General features: G+C 62.8%; 18 protein-coding genes and 1 tRNA gene. 11 read left to right on the top strand and 8 right to left on the bottom strand.

The window, feature by feature from the left end:
• The first annotated feature begins 19 nt into the window (after positions 1 to 19).
• Positions 20 to 151, top strand: coding sequence for an AbrB/MazE/SpoVT family DNA-binding domain-containing protein (locus tag NLY36_RS25900; RefSeq protein WP_023732052.1), 132 nt, complete (start codon positions 20 to 22; stop codon positions 149 to 151).
• 111 nt (positions 152 to 262) lie between these two features.
• On the opposite strand, the gene greA is transcribed toward NLY36_RS25900, so the two are convergent.
• A complete protein-coding gene (gene greA, locus NLY36_RS25895; RefSeq protein ID WP_023670749.1) occupies positions 263 to 736 on the bottom strand; it encodes a transcription elongation factor GreA in 474 nt (157 codons plus the stop codon).
• Between the two features lie 139 nt (positions 737 to 875).
• Here greA and NLY36_RS25890 point away from each other — a divergent pair, with 139 nt between their 5' ends.
• On the top strand, positions 876 to 2,231 hold the full coding sequence (locus tag NLY36_RS25890) for a TIGR03808 family TAT-translocated repetitive protein (RefSeq protein ID WP_023698160.1): 1,356 nt from the start codon (positions 876 to 878) through the stop codon (positions 2,229 to 2,231).
• Here NLY36_RS25890 and NLY36_RS25885 read toward each other — a convergent pair.
• The gene (locus NLY36_RS25885; protein ID WP_023735549.1) at positions 2,224 to 3,228 is read right to left on the bottom strand and encodes an asparaginase; all 1,005 of its coding nucleotides are present in this window, start codon (positions 3,226 to 3,228) and stop codon (positions 2,224 to 2,226) included. The two genes, NLY36_RS25890 and NLY36_RS25885, sit on opposite strands and share 8 nt — an antisense overlap.
• Positions 3,229 to 3,256: 28 nt before the next feature.
• Entirely contained in the window at positions 3,257 to 4,423 is a 1,167-nt protein-coding gene (locus tag NLY36_RS25880; protein WP_023698158.1) for an acetyl-CoA acetyltransferase, read from the bottom strand.
• Between the two features lie 199 nt (positions 4,424 to 4,622).
• Here NLY36_RS25880 and betI point away from each other — a divergent pair, with 199 nt between their 5' ends.
• The 5 genes from betI to betB are packed head-to-tail and all read left to right on the top strand — an operon-like array spanning position 4,623 to position 10,923.
• Positions 4,623 to 5,213: a choline-binding transcriptional repressor BetI gene (gene betI, locus NLY36_RS25875; protein ID WP_023692769.1), complete on the top strand. Its 591-nt coding sequence runs from the start codon at positions 4,623 to 4,625 to the stop codon at positions 5,211 to 5,213.
• An 8-nt stretch (positions 5,214 to 5,221) separates the two neighbouring features.
• Positions 5,222 to 6,751, top strand: a complete 1,530-nt coding sequence (gene betC / locus NLY36_RS25870) for a choline-sulfatase (RefSeq protein ID WP_023687209.1) — start codon at positions 5,222 to 5,224, stop codon at positions 6,749 to 6,751.
• Complete coding sequence (locus NLY36_RS25865; protein WP_023687208.1) at positions 6,748 to 7,752, top strand: threonine/serine dehydratase family protein; 1,005 nt, start codon at positions 6,748 to 6,750, stop codon at positions 7,750 to 7,752. The genes betC and NLY36_RS25865 overlap by 4 nt, the downstream gene beginning before the upstream one ends.
• A gap of 3 nt (positions 7,753 to 7,755) precedes the next feature.
• Complete coding sequence (gene betA / locus NLY36_RS25860) at positions 7,756 to 9,408, top strand: choline dehydrogenase (protein ID WP_023735550.1); 1,653 nt, start codon at positions 7,756 to 7,758, stop codon at positions 9,406 to 9,408.
• 51 nt (positions 9,409 to 9,459) lie between these two features.
• On the top strand, positions 9,460 to 10,923 hold the full coding sequence (gene betB, locus NLY36_RS25855) for a betaine-aldehyde dehydrogenase (RefSeq protein ID WP_023670741.1): 1,464 nt from the start codon (positions 9,460 to 9,462) through the stop codon (positions 10,921 to 10,923).
• 189 nt (positions 10,924 to 11,112) lie between these two features.
• On the opposite strand, the gene NLY36_RS25850 is transcribed toward betB, so the two are convergent.
• Positions 11,113 to 13,350 carry a mannose-1-phosphate guanylyltransferase/mannose-6-phosphate isomerase gene (locus tag NLY36_RS25850; protein ID WP_023732060.1) on the bottom strand — a complete coding sequence of 746 codons (2,238 nt, stop codon included), beginning with the start codon at positions 13,348 to 13,350 and terminating at the stop codon, positions 11,113 to 11,115.
• An 11-nt stretch (positions 13,351 to 13,361) separates the two neighbouring features.
• Positions 13,362 to 14,882, bottom strand: coding sequence for a phosphomannomutase/phosphoglucomutase (locus tag NLY36_RS25845; protein ID WP_023735551.1), 1,521 nt, complete (start codon positions 14,880 to 14,882; stop codon positions 13,362 to 13,364).
• A gap of 199 nt (positions 14,883 to 15,081) precedes the next feature.
• On the opposite strand from NLY36_RS25845, the gene NLY36_RS25840 reads away from it, so the two are divergent.
• From NLY36_RS25840 to NLY36_RS25825, 4 genes are all read left to right on the top strand, one after another.
• Positions 15,082 to 15,158, top strand: a tRNA-Pro gene (locus NLY36_RS25840).
• Positions 15,159 to 15,576: 418 nt separating this feature from the next.
• Positions 15,577 to 16,098 carry a hypothetical protein gene (locus tag NLY36_RS25835; RefSeq protein WP_023735552.1) on the top strand — a complete coding sequence of 174 codons (522 nt, stop codon included), beginning with the start codon at positions 15,577 to 15,579 and terminating at the stop codon, positions 16,096 to 16,098.
• Between the two features lie 29 nt (positions 16,099 to 16,127).
• Complete coding sequence (locus NLY36_RS25830) at positions 16,128 to 16,466, top strand: hypothetical protein (RefSeq protein ID WP_156933190.1); 339 nt, start codon at positions 16,128 to 16,130, stop codon at positions 16,464 to 16,466.
• 386 nt (positions 16,467 to 16,852) lie between these two features.
• A complete protein-coding gene (locus NLY36_RS25825) occupies positions 16,853 to 17,191 on the top strand; it encodes a hypothetical protein (RefSeq protein WP_023684572.1) in 339 nt (112 codons plus the stop codon).
• 36 nt (positions 17,192 to 17,227) lie between these two features.
• On the opposite strand, the gene NLY36_RS25820 is transcribed toward NLY36_RS25825, so the two are convergent.
• The 3 genes from NLY36_RS25820 to NLY36_RS25810 are packed head-to-tail and all read right to left on the bottom strand — an operon-like array spanning position 17,228 to position 20,955.
• A complete protein-coding gene (locus NLY36_RS25820; RefSeq protein ID WP_023698152.1) occupies positions 17,228 to 18,847 on the bottom strand; it encodes an ABC transporter ATP-binding protein in 1,620 nt (539 codons plus the stop codon).
• Between the two features lie 47 nt (positions 18,848 to 18,894).
• Positions 18,895 to 20,022 carry an ABC transporter permease gene (locus tag NLY36_RS25815; protein WP_023670736.1) on the bottom strand — a complete coding sequence of 376 codons (1,128 nt, stop codon included), beginning with the start codon at positions 20,020 to 20,022 and terminating at the stop codon, positions 18,895 to 18,897.
• Between the two features lie 9 nt (positions 20,023 to 20,031).
• Positions 20,032 to 20,955 (bottom strand): ABC transporter permease subunit, encoded by a 924-nt coding sequence (locus tag NLY36_RS25810; RefSeq protein ID WP_023684574.1) that lies wholly within the window; start codon positions 20,953 to 20,955, stop codon positions 20,032 to 20,034.
• Between the last annotated feature and the right edge of the window lie 65 nt (positions 20,956 to 21,020).

Raw genomic sequence — 21,020 nt, 5'->3', positions numbered from 1 at the left:
CGCAACCTATGGTATAGCTATGAACACCATCATTCACGGACTTGAGGACGGATCGGGCGTTGTAATCCTGCCGCGGGAAACGCTCGACAGCTTGAGCCTGCAAGTGGGCGATGAACTCCAGATCATCGAAACCACGACGGCATCATCCTAAGGCCGGTGCCGTGTGACGACGTCGAACGGCAAATACGTGCTGCTCGCGATGTCATGGACAAGTATGAGCCCGCGTTGCGAAAGCTGGCTGTGCAAATAGGGTGAGCTGGCGTCAGGCGTCCGACAGCTTGACAATTTCCCATTCCTTGCCGTTGACGCTTGCGACGTCGCCGACCTTCTTGCCGAACAGCGCCACGGCCATTGGCGAGACGTGTGAGATGCTGCCCTTTGAGGGGTCGGCCTCGTCCTCGCCGACGATCTTCCAGTGCACTTTCTTGCCGTCATCGCTTTCCAGCGTGACACCCATGCCGAAGCGCACCTGGTCGCTGCCCGGTTCCGGCACGGAAAGCTCGGCGCTTTCGCGGCGCGCTGTCCAGTAGCGCAGGTCGCGCGAGACGACGGCAATGCGCTCGCGATCGGCTTTTCGCTCGGCTTTCGCCAAAATGTCGCGCAGATCGGCCAGATTGTCCTCGATCATCGCCAGGCCGCGCTCCGTCACCAGATTGCGGTGTTGGCTGATCGGCCGCTCGCCGATGCCGGCAATGGCGTTTTCGCTGTCTTCCTCGCGGGTGAAAGCCCTGCTCATCGGATAAACTTAGGCCCGCTTCGGCGACTGTACAAGCCACTTGGCGGACCCGGTCATTGGTCGGACTATCGCCGAGCGGAGACCTATGCGGCTGGCCCAATTCCTGCGAAGAACCATTTCATCGCAGGGATCTGTGCCGATGTTGAACAGACGAACGCTTCTCAAGGGGACTGTCGGCTTTGCGGTGCTCGGCGTTTCGCTGGACAACGCCTTGGCGAAGACGGCAGCGCTTGGCTCGATCAATGCCGCCGAGCTTGGCGTGGAGCCGGACGCACCGGACGACCAGAGCAAGGCCTTCGCCACGATGCTAGCCGAGGCAAGCCAGCGCAATGCGCCGGTGTTCCTGCCGCCGGGCACCTATGTCGTGTCCAACCTGACCCTGCCCGCCCGCGTCAGGCTTTCGGGCGTGCCGGGCGCCTCGCGCATCCTCTATGGCGGCAATGGCCATTTGCTGACGGCCGAACAGGCCGAGCATATAGAGTTCACCGCATTGGTCTTCGACGGCGCCAACGGCGGGTTGGCCGACGATGCGCAAGGCCTGCTCGACCTGCGCCGCGTCGCCCATCTCGTCATTGACAATTGCACGATCACCGGCAGCGGCAAGCATGGGCTGGCGCTGGAGCATGCGTCGGGCCGCATCGAGCGGTCCGAGATTTCGGGGGCTGCGGACGCCGGCATCTACTCCGTCGAGGCCGCTGGCCTGGCGATATCCGACAACACCGTATCCGACTGTGGCAATGGCGGCATTCTTGTGCATCGCTGGCAGCAGGCCGAGGACGGCACGATCGTCAGCGGCAACCGCGTGCAGCGGATCGGCGCGCGCGGCGGCGGCACCGGGCAGAACGGCAATGGCATCAACGCCTTCCGTGCCGGCAATGTCTCGGTCACCGGCAACATCGTCTCGGACTGCGCCTTCTCGGCGATCCGCGCCAACAGTTCCAGCAATCTGCAGATGACCGGCAACACCTGCTCGCGGTCGGGCGAAACCGCGCTCTATTCCGAATTCTCCTTCGAAGGCGCCATCATCGGCAACAACATCGTCGATGGTGCCGCTAACGGCATCTCGATCGTCAATTTCAACGACGGCGGCCGTATGGGTGTCTGCTCAAACAACATCATGCGCAACCTCTCGACCACCGGCCCCTACCCCGCCGACGCGCCGGGCTTCGGCGTCGGTATCAGCGTCGAGGCCGACACCACCGTCTCGGGCAATGTCATCGAGAACGCGCCGCTCTACGGCATGCAGATCGGCTGGGGCGCTTATATGCGCAATGTTGTGGCGACGGGAAACATCATCCGTCAGGCCGGAACCGGCATCGCCGTCACTGTGGTAGAAGGCGCTGGAAACGCCATCATTTCCGACAACGTCATCGACGGCGCCAAGAACGGCGCCATCATCGGCCAGCGCTGGGCCGAACCGGCGACCGGCGACCTCGCGCGGTCGAGCGATAGCGGCTATGCGCACCTGACGGTCGAGCGAAACAGGGTCAGCTGAGCGTCGTCGTCGGCCGCAGCGAGCCGACCTTGGCGCCAATGCGGCTTTCGATCGGAGGATTGGCCCGCTCCAGAAGGTTCGCCGCCAGTGCGCCGTCGGCGCTGAGAAGTTTTGCCAGCACAGTGGCAATCATCACCTCGGCGGCGCGGCCGGCGCCGTCATCGCATTTTAGCGCGATGCCGAGGCCAAGCTCCGGAACGGCAGCGCAATAGACACCCTCGGCGCCCGTCTTGACGAATATGCGGCCGGGCGCGGCCTGCATCAGCGCCACATCCACTTTGCCGGTGCCGGCGACCAGGAAAGGCTCGGCCATACAGGCAGACAGCAGGCGTTTGGCCGCCTTGGCGCGCTCAGGGCCAAAGCTCCTGCCCGTCGCCATGCGGGCAAAGCCAAGGGCAAAACTTTTCAGCGGCACGGCATAGGTGGGAATCGAGCAGCCATCGGTTGCCCGGTGATCCGCATCGTGGGCAGCGCCGGTCACCGCCTGCATGGCGTCGCGCACCATCTCCTGCAAACCATGGCCTGCCTTGACGTAGCCTTGGTGGGCAATCCCTGAGTGCACGCAGGTGCAGAGAAATCCGGAATGCTTGCCCGAGCAATTGTTGTGCAGTGCGTTCGGCGAGACGCCTGTGCGGGCCAGTGCGATCGTCGCGTCGTGGCTCGACGGCCAATGCGCGCCGCATTCCAGCGCCGACTTGTCGAGCCCGGCCTTGGCCAGCATCGCCTGCGCCAGTTCGACATGCGCGGGTTCGCCCGAATGCGAAGCGCAGGCCAGCGCCAGTTCGCGGTCGCCCAAGCCGTACGCATCGGCAGCACCCGTTTCAACCAGCGGCAGCGCCTGGATCGCCTTGACCGCCGAGCGCGGAAACACCGGCCGCGCCGTATCGCCGATCTCCAGGACAGGCTTGCCGTCACCGTCGAAGATTGCGACAGCGCCGCGATGGACGCTCTCGACGATCGCGCCGCGCAAGACCTCGACCAGAACCGGATTTGTCATCACCACGCCCCAAAAATACGGGCCGCTTCTACCTGATCCGGTCGAGAATGGAAACGTAGTTGGCGACGGCAGCGCCACCCATGTTGAAGATGCCGCCGAGCTTTGCGCCCGGCACCTGGATGCCGCCGGCCTCGCCCGTCAACTGCATGGCAGATAAGACGTGCATCGACACGCCGGTGGCGCCGATCGGATGGCCCTTGGCCTTCAGGCCGCCCGAAGGATTGACCGGCAGCCTGCCGTCCTTGGCCGTCGTGCCGTCCAGCGCCAGCCTGGCGCCTTCGCCGGGCTTGGCCAGGCCCATCGCCTCATATTCGATCAATTCGGCGATGGTGAAGCAGTCATGTGTTTCGACGAAGGAGAGATCGTCGAGCGTCACGCCGGCCTTTTTCAGCGCCTGGTTCCAGGCCTGTTCGCAGCCTTCGAAGGACAGGATGTCGCGCTTCGACATCGGCAGGAAATCCTGGACATGCTCGTTGGCGCGGAAGGCGACGGCGCGGCGCATCTTCAGCGCCGTCGAGGTGTCGGTCAGCACAAGGGCGGCTGCACCATCGGAGACCAGCGAGCAGTCGGTGCGCTTCAGCGGACCGGCGACGAAGGGGTTCTTCTCGCTTTCCTGGCGGCAGAATTCGTAGCCGAAATCCTTGCGCATCTGCGCGTACGGATTGTCGACGCCGTTCTTGTGGTTCTTGGCGGCAATCATCGCCAGCGCGTCCGACTGGTCGCCATAACGCTGGAAATAGGCCTGCGCGATCTTGCCGAAGACGCCGGCAAAGCCGGCCGGCGTGTCGCCCTCCTCCGGCAGATAGGAAGCTTTCAGCAGGTTCTTCCCGATCTCAGGCCCGGGCGTCGTCGTCATCTGCTCGGCGCCGACCACCAGCACGATGCGGGCAGCGTTTGCGTCGATGGCGCGGATGCCTTGCCGGACCGCGGCCGAACCGGTGGCGCAAGCATTCTCGACCCGCGTCGCCGGCTTGAAGCGCAGTCGGTCGTCGGCCTGCAACACGAGGCTGGCGGTAAAATCCTGTGGGGAAAAGCCGGCATTGAAGTGGCCGAGCACGATCTCGTCGACCTCATCCGGGCCGATGCCGGCATGGTCGAGCGCGTCGACCGCGACCTTGGTGATCAGGCCTTCCAGCGTCTCGCCTTCCAGCTTGCCGAAGCGCGAATGCGCCCAGCCAACGATGCATGCGGTCATGGCGGTCTCCATCCTTGGCGCCAGCCTAACATGTGGGCAAATGGCGCACTTCGCCTTTATTGTTCAAATATAAACAATCCCGCCCGCATCGAAAAGGGCCGCAAGCCGACAATCGCTTGGTGCAGGTTCCAATCGGATCGTTTTTTGTTGATTGACGCGTCAATAAAAAATAATCTCCGCCGCAAAAGCCGGGAACATCATGCCTAAAGTCGGAATGGAACCGTTGCGCCGCAAGGCGCTCATCGACGCGACGATCTCGGCGATCGGCGAGCGCGGCTCGCTTGACGTGACCATGTCGGAGATAGCGGGGCGCGCCGGTGTGTCGTCAGCATTGGCTCACCACTATTTCGGCGCCAAGGATGAGCTGCTGCTGGCGACGATGAGGCATATTCTGGCCGAGCTGACGATCGACATGCGGCGCGCGCTGCAATCCGCCGGCTCGCCGCGCGAACGTGTTTCGGCCGTGGTGGCCGTCAACTTCTCCGACATCCAGTTCCAGCCGGAAACCATCGCGGCCTGGCTCGCCTTCTATGTCGAGGCGCAGAAATCATCGGCCTTGCGCCGGCTGCTCAGGGTCTATGCGCGGCGGCTGCATTCCAACCTAATGAGCGGGCTGACCGGCATCTTGGCCAGGCACGAAGCCGACCGCGCGGCGGAAGCGACCGCGGCGATGATCGACGGGCTCTACATCAGGCGGGCGCTGAAGGACGGCGTGCCGGACGCGGCGACCGCGATTGCGCTGGTCGAGGACTATCTGGAAACCAAACTCGGCGGGCGACAGACACAGTGACAGCCTCAGTGACACAAAGGCGACCCAACATCCTGATCGTCATGGTCGATCAGCTCAACGGCACGCTGTTTCCGAACGGACCGGCGGACTTCCTGCACGCGCCGCATCTCAAGGAGCTGGCCGCGCGCGCGGCACGTTTCCGGAACAATTATACGCCCTCGCCGCTTTGCGCGCCGGGGCGCGCCGCCTTCATGAGCGGCCAATTGCCGTCGCGCACCCAAGTCTACGACAACGCCGCTGAGTTCGCCTCCTCAATTCCGACCTATGCTCACCATCTGCGCGCCGCCGGCTATTACACCTGCCTGTCGGGCAAGATGCATTTCGTCGGCCCCGACCAGTTGCATGGTTTCGAAGAGCGGTTGACCACCGATATCTATCCCGCCGATTTCGGCTGGACGCCGGACTACCGCAAGCCCGGCGAACGCATCGACTGGTGGTATCACAATCTGGGCTCGGTGACCGGCGCCGGCGTCGCCGAGATCACCAACCAGATGGAGTATGACGACGAGGTCGCCTTCCACGCGGTGCAAAAACTCTACGACCTTGCCCGCACCTCCGACGATGCGGCCAGCCGGCCCTGGTGCCTGACGGTTTCCTTCACCCACCCGCACGACCCCTATGTCGCACGGCGGCAATATTGGGATCTCTATGAAGATTGTCCGGCGCTCGAACCGGAGGTGGGATTCATCCCCTATGCCGATCAGGACCCGCATTCGCAGCGGCTTTACCGCGCCAGCGACTACGACAGTTTCAACATCACGCCGGAGCAGATCCGCCGCTCGCGGCGCGGCTACTACGCCAACATCTCCTATCTCGACGACAAGGTCGGCGAGTTGATGTCAGTGCTGGAACGTACGCGCATGCTGGACGACACGGTCATCCTGTTCTGCTCCGACCATGGCGATATGCTTGGCGAGCGCGGCCTGTGGTTCAAGATGAACTTTTTCGAGGGCTCGGCACGGGTGCCGCTGATGATCGCCGGCAAGGGCGTTGCCGCGGGGCTGATCGACGCGCCGGTTTCCAATCTCGACGTGACGCCGACATTGTGCGATCTCGCCGGCATCGACATCTCGGCGATCGCGCCGTGGACCGACGGCCAGTCGCTGCTGCCGCTGCTCGAGGGCACGAAACGCGATGCTCCAGTTCTGATGGAGTATGCCGCCGAAGGCTCCAACGCGCCGTTGGTGGCGATCCGCGACGGCCGCTATAAATTCATCCATTGCGAGATCGATCCGCCGCTTCTGTTCGATCTCGAAGCCGATCCGCAAGAACTCACCAATCTTGCCACCGATCCGACGCATGCCGATCTGGTGGCGGCCTTCACGGGAGCCGTACGAGCGCGCTGGGACATGGCCGCCTTCGACGCCGCCGTGCGTACCAGCCAGGCGCGGCGCTGGGTGGTCTATCCGGCGCTACGCAACGGCACGCATTACCCCTGGGAGTTCCAACCGCTGCAGAAGGCGTCGGAACGCTACATGCGCAACCACATGAACCTCGACAATCTCGAGGAACAGAAACGCTTTCCGCGAGGCGAATGATGACAATTGTCCCCTCCCTCGAGCACCTCAGACAGGCCTATGCCGTGACGTCGAAGGCGACGCAGATCACGCCTTTGCTGGAATCGACAGCCTTGGCCAAGGAGACGGGTGCGGCCCGCGTCTTTATCAAGCCGGAATCACTGCAATGGGCCGGCTCGTTCAAGGTGCGCGGGGCCTATTGGCGGTTGAAGCGGCTGTCGCCGGATGAGGCCATAAAAGGCGTCGTCGCCTACTCCTCCGGCAATTTCGCGCAAGGGTTGGCGGCTGCCGGCCAGGCGCTCGGCATTCCCGTCACCATCGTCATGCCGATCGACGCGCCGGCCGCCAAGCGCGATGCGACCACAGGCTATGGCGCGCGCGTCGTGCTGACCGATCATGGCGAGCGCGCCCGTGAAGAGGTCGCAGCCGCCAAGGCCTGCGAGATTGCCGAGACCGAAGGGCTGGCGTTGCTGCATCCATTCGACGATCCGGAGATCGTTGCCGGCCAGGCCGGCGCCGGGCTCGAAGCGCTCGAACAATTCGAGGCAAAGGACGCCAGTGCCGACCTTCTGTTCTGCTCGGTCGGCGGCGGCGGACTGATCGGCGGCATCTCGCTCGCCTTCCACTATCTGTCGCCGGCAACCGAGATCATCGGCGTCGAGCCGGAAGGCTTCAACGGCATGGGTGCATCGCTAGCGCATGGCGCCATCGAGACCATGCCGATCGCGCCGAAATCGATCTGCGACGGGCTGATGTCGCGGCGGCCGGGCGACGCGCCGTTCGCGGCGGTCAAGACCGCTGGCGTGCGCGGCATCACCGTCGACGACCAATCGGTTAGGCGAGCGATGAAGATCGCCTTCGAACGGATGAAGCTGGTGCTCGAGCCATCGGGCGCCGCCTCTCTGGCGGCGCTTCTCGGCGGCAAGGTGGATGTGACGGGTAAAACGGTCCTGGTCATGGCTACCGGCGGCAATGTCTCGCTCGCCGATTTTATTTCGCATATGAACGATGGGCGCATGTGAACCATGCTTGAAGCAGACTTCGTCATCATCGGCTCCGGCTCGGCCGGCTCGGCCATGGCCTACCGACTGTCGGAAGACGGCAAGCATTCGGTGATCGTCATCGAGTTCGGCGGTACCGATATCGGGCCGCTGATCCAGATGCCGTCGGCGCTGTCGATCCCGCTCAACATGAGCCTTTACGACTGGGGCTTTGCCAGCGAACCGGAGCCGCATCTCGGCGGCCGCGTGCTGGCGACGCCACGCGGCAAGGTGATCGGCGGCTCGTCCTCGATCAACGGCATGGTCTATGTCAGGGGCCACGCACGCGACTTCGACCACTGGGCCGAACAGGGGGCGGCCGGCTGGGGCTTCGCCGACGTGCTGCCCTATTTCAAGCGCATGGAGGACAGTGACGGCGGCGAGGACGGCTGGCGCGGCCACGGCGGCCCGCTGCACGTCCAGCGTGGCCCGCGCAAGAATCCGCTCTACGGCGCCTTTGTCGAGGCCGGCCGCCAAGCCGGGTTCGAACTGACCGACGACTACAATGGCTGGAAGCAGGAAGGCTTCGGACCGATGGAGCAAACCATTCGCGGCGGCCGCCGCTGGTCGGCTGCGTCGGCCTATCTGAAGCCGGCGCTCAAGCGGCAAAATGTCAGCGTGATCAGAGGCTTCGCCCGCCGGGTGATCATCGAGAATCAGCGTGCCGTCGGAGTCGAGATCGAAGCTCACAAACAGATTCAGGTCGTTAAGGCACGACGTGAGGTGATCATCGCCGCATCGTCGATCAATTCGCCCAAGATCCTGATGCTATCCGGTATCGGCCCGGCCGCGCATCTCACGGAGAACGGCATCCAGGTCGTGGCCGACCGGCCCGGTGTCGGCCGCAATCTGCAGGATCATATGGAGCTCTACATCCAGCAGGAATCGACCCAGCCGATCACGCTGAATTCGGTTCTCAACCCATTCTCCAAGACGCTGATCGGGGCGCAGTGGCTGTTCTTCAAGACCGGCCTCGGCGCCACCAACCATTTCGAGGCCGCGGCCTTCGTACGCTCGCAGGCCGGTGTCGACTACCCCGATATCCAGTACCACTTCATCCCGGCGGCGGTGCGCTATGACGGCAAGGCGGCGGCGAAGGCGCATGGCTTCCAGGCGCATGTCGGGCCGATGCGGTCGAAGTCGCGCGGTTCGGTGACGCTGCGCTCGCCCGACCCGAAAGCGACGCCGGTCATCCGCTTCAACTACATGTCGCATCCAGACGACTGGACCGAGTTCCGCCACTGCATCCGGCTGACCCGCGAGATCTTCGGCCAGAAGGCTTTTGACGGCTTTCGCGGCAAGGAAATCTCGCCGGGTTCGCACGTCCAGTCGGACGAGGATCTCGACGCCTTCATCCGCGATCATGCCGAGAGTGCCTACCACCCGTGCGGCACTTGCAAGATGGGCCGCGCCGACGACATCATGAGCGTGGTCGATCCGGAGTGCCGGGTCATCGGCGTCGACGGCCTGCGCGTCGCCGACTCCTCGATCTTCCCGCGGGTGACCAACGGCAACCTCAACGCGCCGTCGATCATGACCGGCGAGAAGGCCTCCGACCACATTCTCGGCCGCACGCCACTGGCGCCGTCCAACCAGGAACCCTGGATCAATCCGCGCTGGCAGGTGGCGGATCGATAGGGCATTGTCCGGCGGACTGCTCCGCAATAGCGAATACATCTGGAGAACAGCATGCGCGCCCAGCCAACGGCATCGCACTATGTCAACGGCCGCTACATCGAGGACGAAGGCGGCGCGCCGCTGCCGGTGATCTATCCGGCGACCGGTGAGGTCATCGCCACCTTGCATTCGGCGACTCCGAACGTGCTGGAGCTCGCCATCGAAGCCGCGCGGGCCGCACAACCGGCCTGGGCGCGGATGAAGCCGGTCGAGCGTGGCCGCATCCTGCGCCGCGCCGCCGACATTTTGCGCGCGCGCAACGCCGATCTGGCGCGGATCGAGACGCTCGACACCGGCAAAGCGATCCAGGAGACGCTGGTGGCGGATGCACTATCGGCCGCCGACTGCCTCGAATATTTCGGCGGCGCGGTTGCCGCCTTCAACGGCGATGCGATCGATCTTGGTGGACCTTTTGCCTATACGCGCCGCGAGGCGCTCGGTGTGTGCGTCGGCATCGGCGCCTGGAACTATCCGATCCAGATCGCCGGCTGGAAATCCGCCCCCGCGCTCGCCATGGGCAACGCCATGGTATTCAAGCCTTCGGAAAACACGCCGCTGTCGGCGCTGGCGCTGGCCGAGATCTACTCAGAGGCGGGCCTGCCCGACGGGCTGTTCAACGTCGTGCAAGGCTATGGCGATGTCGGCGCCGGCCTCGTCGGCCACGATGTCGTTGCCAAGGTTTCGGTGACCGGCTCGGTGCCGACCGGCCGCAAGGTGCTGTCGCTCGCCGGTTCGAAGATGAAGCATGCGACGATGGAACTCGGCGGCAAGTCGCCGCTGATCGTGTTCGACGATGCCGATCTCGAAAACGCCATCGGCGGCGCCATGCTCGGCAATTTCTATTCGACCGGGCAGATCTGCTCCAACGGCACGCGTGTTTTCGTACAAAGCGGCATCCATGACCGCTTCGTCGACCGGCTGGTCGAGCGGACGAAAAAGATCCGCATCGGCGATCCGCTCGATCCTGAGACGCAGATGGGGCCGCTGGTCAACAAGGCGCAGCAGGAGAAGGTCGTTTCCTACATCGCGGCCGGCAGGCAGGATGGAGCAACGCTCGCCTGCGGTGGCAACGTGCCGTCGCTGCAAGGGTTCGATGGCGGCTTCTTTGTCGAGCCGACGGTGTTCACCGGTGTCACCGATACGATGCGCATTGCGCGCGAGGAGATTTTCGGGCCGGTGATGAGCGTGCTGAAGTTCGACGGCGAGGACGAGGTGATCGACCGCGCCAACGACACCGAATTCGGCCTCGCCGCCGGCGTCTTCACCCGCGACCTGCAGCGCGCCCATAGGGTGATCGCCGAACTGCAGGCCGGCACCTGCTGGATAAACGCCTACAATCTGACGCCGGTGGAAATTCCGTTTGGCGGGGTGAAGCAATCCGGCATCGGGCGCGAGAACTCGCTGGCGGCTTTAGCGCTCTATTCGCAGCTGAAGGCGGTGTATGTCGAGACCGGGGATGTAGCGAGCCCGTATTGAGGGTTGAAAGCGAAGTGACAGCTGATCTCCCCCCTTGCGGGGGAGATGGCCGGCAGGCCAGAGGGGGGTGTGACGGATCGCCAACCTTTGGTCTGATCTTCGAGTAGCTGAGACGTCGGCGGGACAGCACCCCCCTCTGCCTTGCCAGGCATCTCCCCCGCAAGGGGGGAGATTGGCAGCTCCAACGCTTCACCCCTTCTGCGCTGTCCCATCAAGATACTGCGTCAGCGCGCAGACCAGATGATAGAAGATGCTGGCCGGCACGTCCGATGCCAAGGAGCGGCCGCGTTCGTCGATGCGGTCGATCCACAGGCCGAGCGGCGCCGGGTCGATGTGCCAGCGGAATAGCCGGCCGACGCGCGCCTCGATTTCGGGCTTGAGGTCGGGACCACCCGAGCCATCCAGCGCAATCGCCGCCTTGATCGCTTCGGCCTGTGGCCAGCTCCGCGACACAAGGTCGAGCGGCAGGCCCTGTCTGGAGACCGCGCCGTAGGCAAGGCCGGTGGCGCGGTTGAGGCCGTTGGCGATGGCCGAGGCGTAGAGCTTGCGGGCAAAATTGCTCAACTCGCCCTGGCCGCTGCGGGCGACGAAATCGGTGAGCAGCGAGGCCCATTCGAAATGATGGCCGGGCTCGGTCCATGTGCCCTTCTCGCCGGCGGCCGGCTTCCACCCGGCGTCGAAATATTCGCCCAGCGTCCAGCTCTCGGCATCGAAGAAATGACTGCGGAAAAGGTCGATGATGCGCGCGGCGCGGCGCAGATAGGTGCGGTCGCCGGTCGCCTTATACCAGGCGAGGAAGGCCTCGAGCAGATGCATATGCGGGTTGGAGCGCCGCTCGCCCTCGCCGTCCGACGTCTCGAGGAAGCCGGTCATGCGGCTGTCCTCGAGATGCGCGTCGAGGAACACGAAGGTCTCCTGGCCCAGCCGCAGCGCATCCGGATTGCCGCACATATGCGCATGCGCCAGCGCCAGCAGCACGCAGGAATGGTCGTAGGCATCCTCGGTTGGGTCGGCGACGGAGCCGTCGACATTGAGCGTGCGCACCCAGCCGCCTCTCTCGGTGCGGCCCTTGCCGGCCATGAAGGCGATGCCGTGGCTAATCAACCGGTCCGCCGGACCGTCCCAGCCGCGTGCCCTGGCGACCGCAAAGGCATAGACCTGTCTGGCCGTCGTGCGCATACGCTTGGGCTTCAACAGCGGATTGCCATCGAAACCCAGCGCCTCGTGGAAGCCGCCATGACGCTCATCGACGCCTGAAGTTGACCACAGCGGCAAGGTCTCCTCGAACAGCCAGTGATGCACGCGCCGACGCCAGGCGCCGCTCTCGATGACGCGGTCGTGTGCCGGCGTAAACCTGGTTTCCAGCCGTCCCGATTTCTCCAGCTGCTCGACGATCTTCTTGACGTGCTGGCTGTGGCTGACCGGTGCGACGAAGGTGGCGTCCGCCGTCGAGACGATGGCGACGTCCTTCATGCCGATAGCCGACAAAAGCCGGCCGTCGCTTCTGATGTAGGAGTTCTCGCAATCGATGGCGACAACATCGCCGACGACGACATTGCCATTGGCATCAGCAGGGCCGACATCGAGCAGCGACTGCCAGGAGCCGAGGTCGTTCCAGCGAAAGCCGGCCGGTACCATGACGATGTCCTTGGCCCGCTCCATGATGGCGTAGTCGATCGAGTTCGACGGGATGGCGGCGTAGAGGTCGAGCGGCATATAGAGGCCGGACAGATCCGAAGTCGCTGCCTTGTAGGCCGCTTGGGTGGCCTGCCAGATGTCGGGCTGGAAGGCCGCAAATGCATCGCGCATGGCGCTGGCGCGAAACAGGAAAATGCCGGTGTTCCAGTAGAAGGTGCCCGCACTGAGATAGCTCTGCGCGGTGGCGAGGTCGGGCTTTTCGACGAAGCGCGACACGTCGAAGACGCCGCCGCTTTCGGCTGCGACTTCGATATACCCATAGCCGGTCTCGGGCTGCGTCGGCTTGATGCCGAACACCACCAGACGGCCGGAAAGGGCTGCCAGGCTGCCAGCCTCGACGCTCTGCCAGAACTGCTTGGGCGTGGCGATTTCATGGTCTGACGGCACCACCAGCACCAGGCTGTCGCCGAACTCCGACAATGTGCGCAACGCGGCCAGCGCCACGGCGGCAGCCGTGTTGCGCCCGGTCGGCTCGAACAGCGGGCCACCGCCGGCGAGGTCGAGGCCGGCAAGGTCGGCATGGACACGCTCGGCATGGCGCTCGGCGGCGATCAGGAAGATCGGCGTCTCACCTTCCGGCCGCGCCGTCAGCCGGCGCAAGGTCTTGGCCAGCATCGAGCCGTCGCCGGAGAGATCGTGGAACTGTTTCGGGTTGTCCTGGCGCGACAGCGGCCACAGGCGCGAGCCGACACCGCCGCTCATGACAAAACTGACGATGCGCTCGCTCATGAAAGGTCCAATCAGAACGTCTGGTTGTAAGCGCCGACTTCGGGGCTGCGGCGCAGCACGGCGTCGACGGCCTCGAACATCTGCCGGCGGCGGTCGGACGATACCGGGCTTTCGACAACCACGACAAGCTCCGGCTTGTTCGACGACGCCCGTACCAAGCCCCAGGTGCCATCTTCGGCCACGATGCGCACGCCGTTGACGGTGATCAGGTCAGCGATCTTCTGGCCGGCAAAAGCCTTGCCGGCGCGCTGCATCGCCTGGAAGTCCGCCACCACATGATCGACCACGCCGTATTTCACGTCATCGGCGCAATGCGGCGACATGGTCGGCGTGCCGAAGGTCAGCGGCAGCGCGCGATAGAGATCGGCCATCGAACTTGTGGGGTTGCGGACGAGCATCTCACATATGGCTATTGCCGTGATGAGACCGTCATCATAGCCGCGGCCGATCGGGGAATTGAAGAAGAAATGGCCCGACTTCTCGAAGCCGGCGACGGCGCCAAGCTCGGCGACGCGGCGCTTTATGTAGGAATGACCGGTCTTCCAATAATCGGTGACGGCGCCATTGGCTTGGAGCACGCTGTCGGTGTTGAACAGGCCGGTCGACTTGACGTCGACGACGAAGGTCGAGCCGGGATATTGGGTTGATATGTCCCGCGCGAGCATGACGCCGACCTTGTCGGCAAAAATCTCGTTGCCCTCATTGTCGACCACGCCGCAACGGTCGCCGTCGCCATCGAAACCCAGGCCGACATGGGCACCTGTTTCCAGCACTTTGTCCCTGATGGCATGCAGCATCTGCATGTCTTCCGGGTTCGGGTTATAGCGCGGAAAACTGTGGTCGAGCTCGACATCGAGCGGGATCACCTCGCAACCGATGCGCTCCAGCGCCTGTGGCGCGAAGGCGCCGGCAGTGCCGTTGCCGCAAGCGGCCACAACCCTGATCTTGCGCGCGATGCGCTTGTCCTGGGTCAGGTCGTCGAGATAGGTCTCGCGAAAACCGGAGACGAATTCGTAGCAACCGCCGCCGGCGAGATCGAAATCGCCCGACAGCACGATCTGTTTCAGGGCGCTCATCTCCTCCGGTCCGAAGGTGAGCGGCCTCGCCGCACCCATCTTGACTCCGGTCCAGCCATTCTCGTTGTGCGATGCCGTGACCATGGCGACGGAAGGCGCGTCGAGCGCGAACTGGGCGAAATAGGCCATGGGCGACAGCGCCAGGCCAATGTCTTTCACCTTTGCGCCCGCAGCCATCAGGCCGGAAACCAGCGCCAGCTTGATGGCAAGCGAATAGGAACGGAAATCATGCCCGGTGACGATGTCGGGCCCGGCGCCAAGACGGCGGATCAAGGTGCCCAGGCCCATGCCCAGCGCCTGGACGCCGATCAGGTTCAGCTCCGGCGGTTGGGTGGAGCCGGCATGGCCAAACCACCAGCGCGCGTCGTATTCGCGAAAGCCGGACGCCTTGATCAGCGCTTCGGTTTCGAATTCGAAGCTGTTGGGCCGGGCGTCGCCTACGATTTTCAGGGGCAAGGCAGCAAAGCTCCAGATGACGAATACACGATCTATCGAGGCTGGGACTTAGCACACAAGGCTTTAAGCCGGGTTTATCCGGGAGGGAAAGCTAAGCTTTGCGGCAATGCCCAACGAAAGCCAACGAAATGCGACAGAAGCGCTGCCATTGCCGCTTGCAGGAACGGTATGCGGCGGCTATAAGCCCGCGGTCTGGTCACGGAGTGTAGCGCAGCCTGGTAGCGCACCTCGTTCGGGACGAGGGGGTCGCAGGTTCAAATCCTGCCACTCCGACCAGAAAAAACAGACATGTTCAATAAGTTACAGTTCACGTTTATCGGGCCGCGAGGCGAGCGCCCGGAAACTCTATTTGCCCTTCTCGCCTCTCCAGGCGGCGCTGCCGAGGTGAGGTGCCTAGACGGCGATACGATCGTCGTAGACGGCACGCACATACGAATCGCGAAAATCGACGCGCCGGAAATCATTCACTTTCATTGTAATGCTGAATTGCGGCTTGGTCTGGTTGCCAGGCGACCCTAAGAGCGCCCGCACGTTGGCACTATCGAAGTCGCTGGCGCATGTCGGCGAGCGGAAAGCTAAGGTTCTCGCCGACAATTCCACTCGCGTGGAATAAACTTGCATAACAGACTGACATAGTGCACATTAATAATGCGCTGGGGAAAGCGCGCTACCACAAGGAACTAGGAGACAACGGATGGACCTTTACCACAGAACGGAATCCGGTGACCCACCGGCCACCGCCGATCAGGCCGCTTCGGGGGGTGCTTACCTGAAAGTAAACTATGAATGCCTGGAGGCTCTGGAAAATTCGCTCGGCCAGATCAAGCAGATGCTTGATAGGGAAAGCGTGGAAGACGACGCGATGGTCGAATTCGGCTTTTCCAACGCGAATTTCGAAGAGCCTCTTAATCGTCACGACATGAAAGTGCTCGCATGCGAACTGTACGTGCTTAAGAAATTCCGTCGCTGCATGACGCCAAAAGACGTCATGGGGCTGACTTACGAATTCACCGGAGACCCGATGAATGGCGCCTCGATCTACAAGACGATCGATCGTCTTGTAGGCCGCGGAATGATCAAAAACACAGGGGTTGTGGGGGAAGGCAAGAATCTGTCCCGCATGTATGGCATTACCGAATACGGCCGCCGGGCATTCAAGATGGCCATTTTGAATGCTCGTATCTTGTTGACCAAAGGGGACCTAGCAGCGGCCTAGGTCCCCTTATTTTTGTGAAGGAGAATACGTTGAAGACTCGCCTAAGAAAGTCAAATCGCGGGGATGATCCTCCTCCGCTTGAACTTCCAAACCGTCTGCGCCTGAAGTTGTATCAGGCTATTTCGGATCCGCTCACGCGAACCGAACTGCTGCACGCCTGGTATGACGTGATGCAGAAAATCTACGAGCGTGAAGGAAGAGGTGCCGTGGACGACTGGATCGAAAGAGAGATCGAATCGTTGGACGATCTCATTTTCGAAAACAAAAAAACCAAGGGACAGGCCAAGGTCGCCTTCTTTTCGAAGGTAGCTGCACCCGCCCTGCCATTCGTTCTTTCAATCGTGATGGCTGTCATCCATCACTTTTGAACGTAATTCTAAGACAACTCTTTCAGGCGGCTTTGGCCGCCTGCTTTTTTTACGGGCTGGCCCGTTAATTTTCCGTTAACGGACTGCATTTGCCACGAGATGATATCGATTGCAACATATGTATGCATCAAAACTTTTGTCGCAAATTAAAGTTCCGTAATTTTTGGTCAATGCTGCAGCATGGCGCGCCGATTAAACCACTGAAAAATATCTAGCAATAGTTCGAACAATTAAGCGCTTGGCGAAAACGAGGCGGCTTAAAATTGTTTCACGATTATCGTGGCATCGGTCCGGTGTCGGCATGGCATTTTGACGCGACAACTATCCGCGCTACCTCGATAATAGGAATGCCGCCGAGACAGCGGCCGGAACGAGGTTTGCGGAAGATGAATTTGTTGATTTCAAGCCGGCTGTCAGCGCTGCTCGCTTTGTCCCTGGCGGCAGGCTGCTCATCGCTGGGCAGCGCGGTGAACCCGGCGAAATACGACAGCATGACATGCGCCGAGCTCAACACCGCCGTAGGCGATACCGCGCGCGACATCTCGCAAACCGCCATCACCCGCGGCAAGGTCGCCAACACCAGCGTGCCGAACTGGCTGCTCGGCGGCACGCGCGTGAAGAGCGCAGTGGCCAAGCGTGAGACGGCCAGAATCGAACTGCTGAAGCAGCGGCAAGAGGCCATTGTCGCGACAAGGGCCAACAGATGCCCCAGGTCAGCGGGCTAAGCGAACTGGCCCTACCTATCTGCTGAACGTCACGCCTTAAGCACTCAGCCTGAAGCGCGTGACATCGATCGCCGCAGCCATCAGCGTCTGGGTGTAGGCGGCCTGCGGGTTGCTGAAGATCTCTTCCGTCGGGCCTTCCTCGACGATCTTGCCCTGCCTCATGACGATGATGTAGTCGGCCATGGCGCGCACCACGGAGAGATCGTGGCTGATGAAGAGGTAGGACAGTTCGTGGTCGGCCTGCAGCTTGCGCAGCAATTCGACGATCTGCTTCTGCACCGAGCGGTCGAGCGCCGAAGTCGGCTCGTCCAGCACCACCAGTTTGGGCTTCAGGATCACGGCACGCGCGATGGCGATGCGCTGGCGCTGGCCGCCGGAGAATTCGTGCGGGTAGCGGTTGCGTGCGTTGGGGTCGAGGCCGACCTCGAGCAAGGCCTCGACGGCGCGCTGATCGCGTTGCTTGCCTGACAGGTTCGGCTCATGCACCAGAAGCCCTTCGGTGATGATCTGGCCGACGGTCATGCGCGGCGACAGCGAGCCGAACGGATCCTGGAAGACGAGTTGCATCTCACGTCGCAGCGGCCGCATCGCATGGCGGTCGGCGGTGGAGATGTCGCGGTCGCCGAAGCGGATGACACCGTCGCTGGGCAACAGGCGCAGAAGTGCGCGGCCGAGCGTCGATTTTCCCGAACCGGACTCGCCGACGATACCGATGGTCTGGTTGCGCTTCAGCCGGATCGAAATGTGATCGACGGCGCGTAGCAGCAGCGGTTCGCCGGCAAGGAAGCCGCCGCCGATCTTGAAGGTCACTTCGACATTGCGGCCCTCCAGCAGCACCGGAGCGCTGGGCGGCGGCGCCGCCTTGGTGCCGGTCGGTTCGGCCGCCAGCAGCATTTTGGTATAGGCATGCTGCGGGTTGGCGAAAAGTGCTTCCGCCTCGCCTTCCTCGACCACCTCGCCATAGCGCATGACATAGACGCGGTCGGCAAAGCGCCGGACGATGCCGAGATCGTGGGTGATAAAGACGATGGCCATGCCGAGCTTGCGCTGCAATTCGGCGAGCAGCACCAGGATCTGCGCCTGGATGGTGACGTCGAGCGCCGTCGTCGGCTCGTCGGCGATCAGGATGTCGGGGTCGTTGGCCAATGCCATGGCGATCATGACGCGCTGGCGCTGGCCGCCCGACATTTCGTGCGGATAGGATTTCATCCGCCGCTCGGGATCGGGAATATGCACAAGCCGCAGCAGCTTGAGCGCCTCGTTCCGTGCCTCGGCTGCGTTCAGGCCGCGGTGCTTGCGGATCGGTTCGATCAGCTGGTTGCCGATCGAATAGAGCGGATCGAGCGAGGTCATCGGCTCCTGGAAGATCATGCTGATCTTGGCGCCGCGCACCTTGTTGAGGTCGGGCTTGCTCATGGTCAAAAGGTTGCGGCCGCGATAATCGACGTGACCCGTCGCCTCGCCGTTGGACGCCAGCAGGCTCATCGCCGCCATCATGGTCTGGCTCTTGCCGGATCCCGATTCGCCGACCACGGCAACGGTTTCCCCTGCCTTGACGTGGATGTTGATGCCCTTGACCGCTTCGACCGCGCCGTCGAGCGTGCGGAAGCGGACGCGAAGGTCCTTGACGCTGAGGATCGTTTCGGGCGTTTCCATCGCAACGGTCCCCATCTTATCGGTCCCCATCTTTATCGGTCCCATCTTCATCGGTCTCTCGGATCGAGCGCGTCGCGCAGGCCGTCGCCGACGAAGTTCAGCGCAAACAGCGTCGACACGAGGAAGAAGGCGGGGAACAAAAGCAGCCAGTTGGCGGTGCCGATGTTCTTGGCGCCGACGGAGATGAGCACGCCCCAGCTGGTCATCGGTTCCTGCACGCCAAGGCCGAGGAAGGACAGAAAGCTTTCCAGGATGATGACCTGCGGCACTAGCAGCGTCATGTAGATCACCACTGGTCCGAGCAGATTGGGGATGACATGGCGCAGCAGGATGCCGCGCTGGCCGACGCCCATGGCTTCGGCCGCCTGGACATACTCCTGCCGCCGGATCGACAGCGCCTGGCCGCGCACGATGCGCGCCATGTCGAGCCACAGCACCGCTCCCACCGCCAGGAACATCAGCACGAAGTTGCGGCCGAAGAACACCACCAGCATGATGACAAAGAAAATGAAGGGCAAAGAATAGAGCACGTCGACGATGCGCATCATCACCTCGTCGATCTTGCCGCCGGAAAAGCCGGCCGCCGCCCCGTAGAGGACGCCGATGACCACGGCGACAATGCCGGCAAGCAGGCCGATGGCCAGCGAGATGCGCCCTGCCATCAGCGTTCGCGAGAGAAGATCGCGACCGGTGTTGTCGGTGCCGAACAGGAAGTACTGCTGTTTGACCGACGCAGTCATAGTCAATTCGAGCCCGTCGGCCGATTTGCTCTCTATCTTGGTATCGTCGAAGGCATCGGAGCGGTCAAGATAGCGGATGTTGCGGTCGTCGATCGGTTTGGTCGAGGTGACGGTGACGGTGACGCGACTGCCGTCCAGTTTCCACTCCTTGATGTCGACGCGCATGCGCTTGATGGCATCCTTGAGCGCCGTCTCGATCATGTCGGGCTTCGGATAGGCTGAAAAGCTTGGCGGCGTGCGCACATAGTCGGCATAGATGGTGGTGTACTGATGCGGCACGAACCAGGGGCCGAAGATGCTGATGACGCCAATGAAGGCCAGGTAATAGAGGCTGAACATGGCGGCGCGGTTGGCTTTGAGGCGCGCCCATGCGTCGCCCCAGAGCGAGCGGCCGACGACGGCCGGCGGAGCGGCGGCGGCTGTGATGTCAGTCATAGCGCACCCTCAGTCATAGCGTACCCTGGGGTCGACGACCGCGTACATGACGTCGACGATCAGGTTGAAGACGATGGTGAAGAGCGCGATCACCACCACGGTCCCCATCACCAGCGTGTAGTCGCGGTTGAGCGCGGCATCGACGAAATAGCGGCCGACACCGGGAATGGAGAAGATGGTCTCGACGATGACCGAACCGGTGAGCAGCGCCGCGGCTGCCGGACCGGTGAAGGAAACGATCGGCAGGATGGCGCCGCGCAGCGCGTGCTTGACCACCACCGACCAGTCGGAGAGGCCGAGCGCACGCGCCGTTCGGATATGATGCGAACGCAAGCTCTCGATCATCGACCCGCGCATCAGGCGGGCAACGATGGCGATCTGCGGCAAGGCCAGCGTCAGCACCGGGCCGATCTTGTTGATCAATGCGCCATCACCCCAGCCGCCGATCGGCAACAGCTTCCAGGTCAATCCGAACACCAGCTGAATCACAGGAGCGATGACGAAGGTGGGGATAGTGCTGCCGGCGGTCGCCAGCGCAATCACCGTATAGTCGCCAAGCTTGTTCTGGTTGAGCGCGGCGATGGTGCCGAGCACCGAACCAAGCAGCAGCGCCAGGATCAGCGCGGAGGTGCCGAGCTGGACCGATATCGGCAGCCCCTTGGCAAACAGTTCGGTGACGGTGAAGTCAGGCAGATTGTAGCTCGGCCCGAAATTGCCGCGCAGGAGATTGCCGAGATAGTGGGCATATTGCAGCCAGAGCGGATCGTCGAGGCCGAACTGTGCTTCCAGATTGGCCCTGATCTCGGGACTGAGGCCCCGCTCCTGATTGAAAGGGCCGCCCGGTGCGACGCGTATCAGGAAGAACGCCATTGTCACGATGACGAACAGCGTCGGAATGGCGGTCAAAAGCCGCCGTAAGATGTATCGCAGCATCGGCGCCCCGCTTCGGCCAGAGCGACATACGTCCATGCGGACGAATTGCCACGCTCCGGCGCCAA

The sequence above is a fragment of the Mesorhizobium sp. C399B genome (assembly GCF_030323185.1).
In the GTDB taxonomy this organism is placed as follows: Bacteria; Pseudomonadota; Alphaproteobacteria; order Rhizobiales; family Rhizobiaceae; genus Mesorhizobium.
Note: the sequence above shows the minus strand (reverse complement) of the source record. Positions and strands in the feature narration are given on the sequence as shown.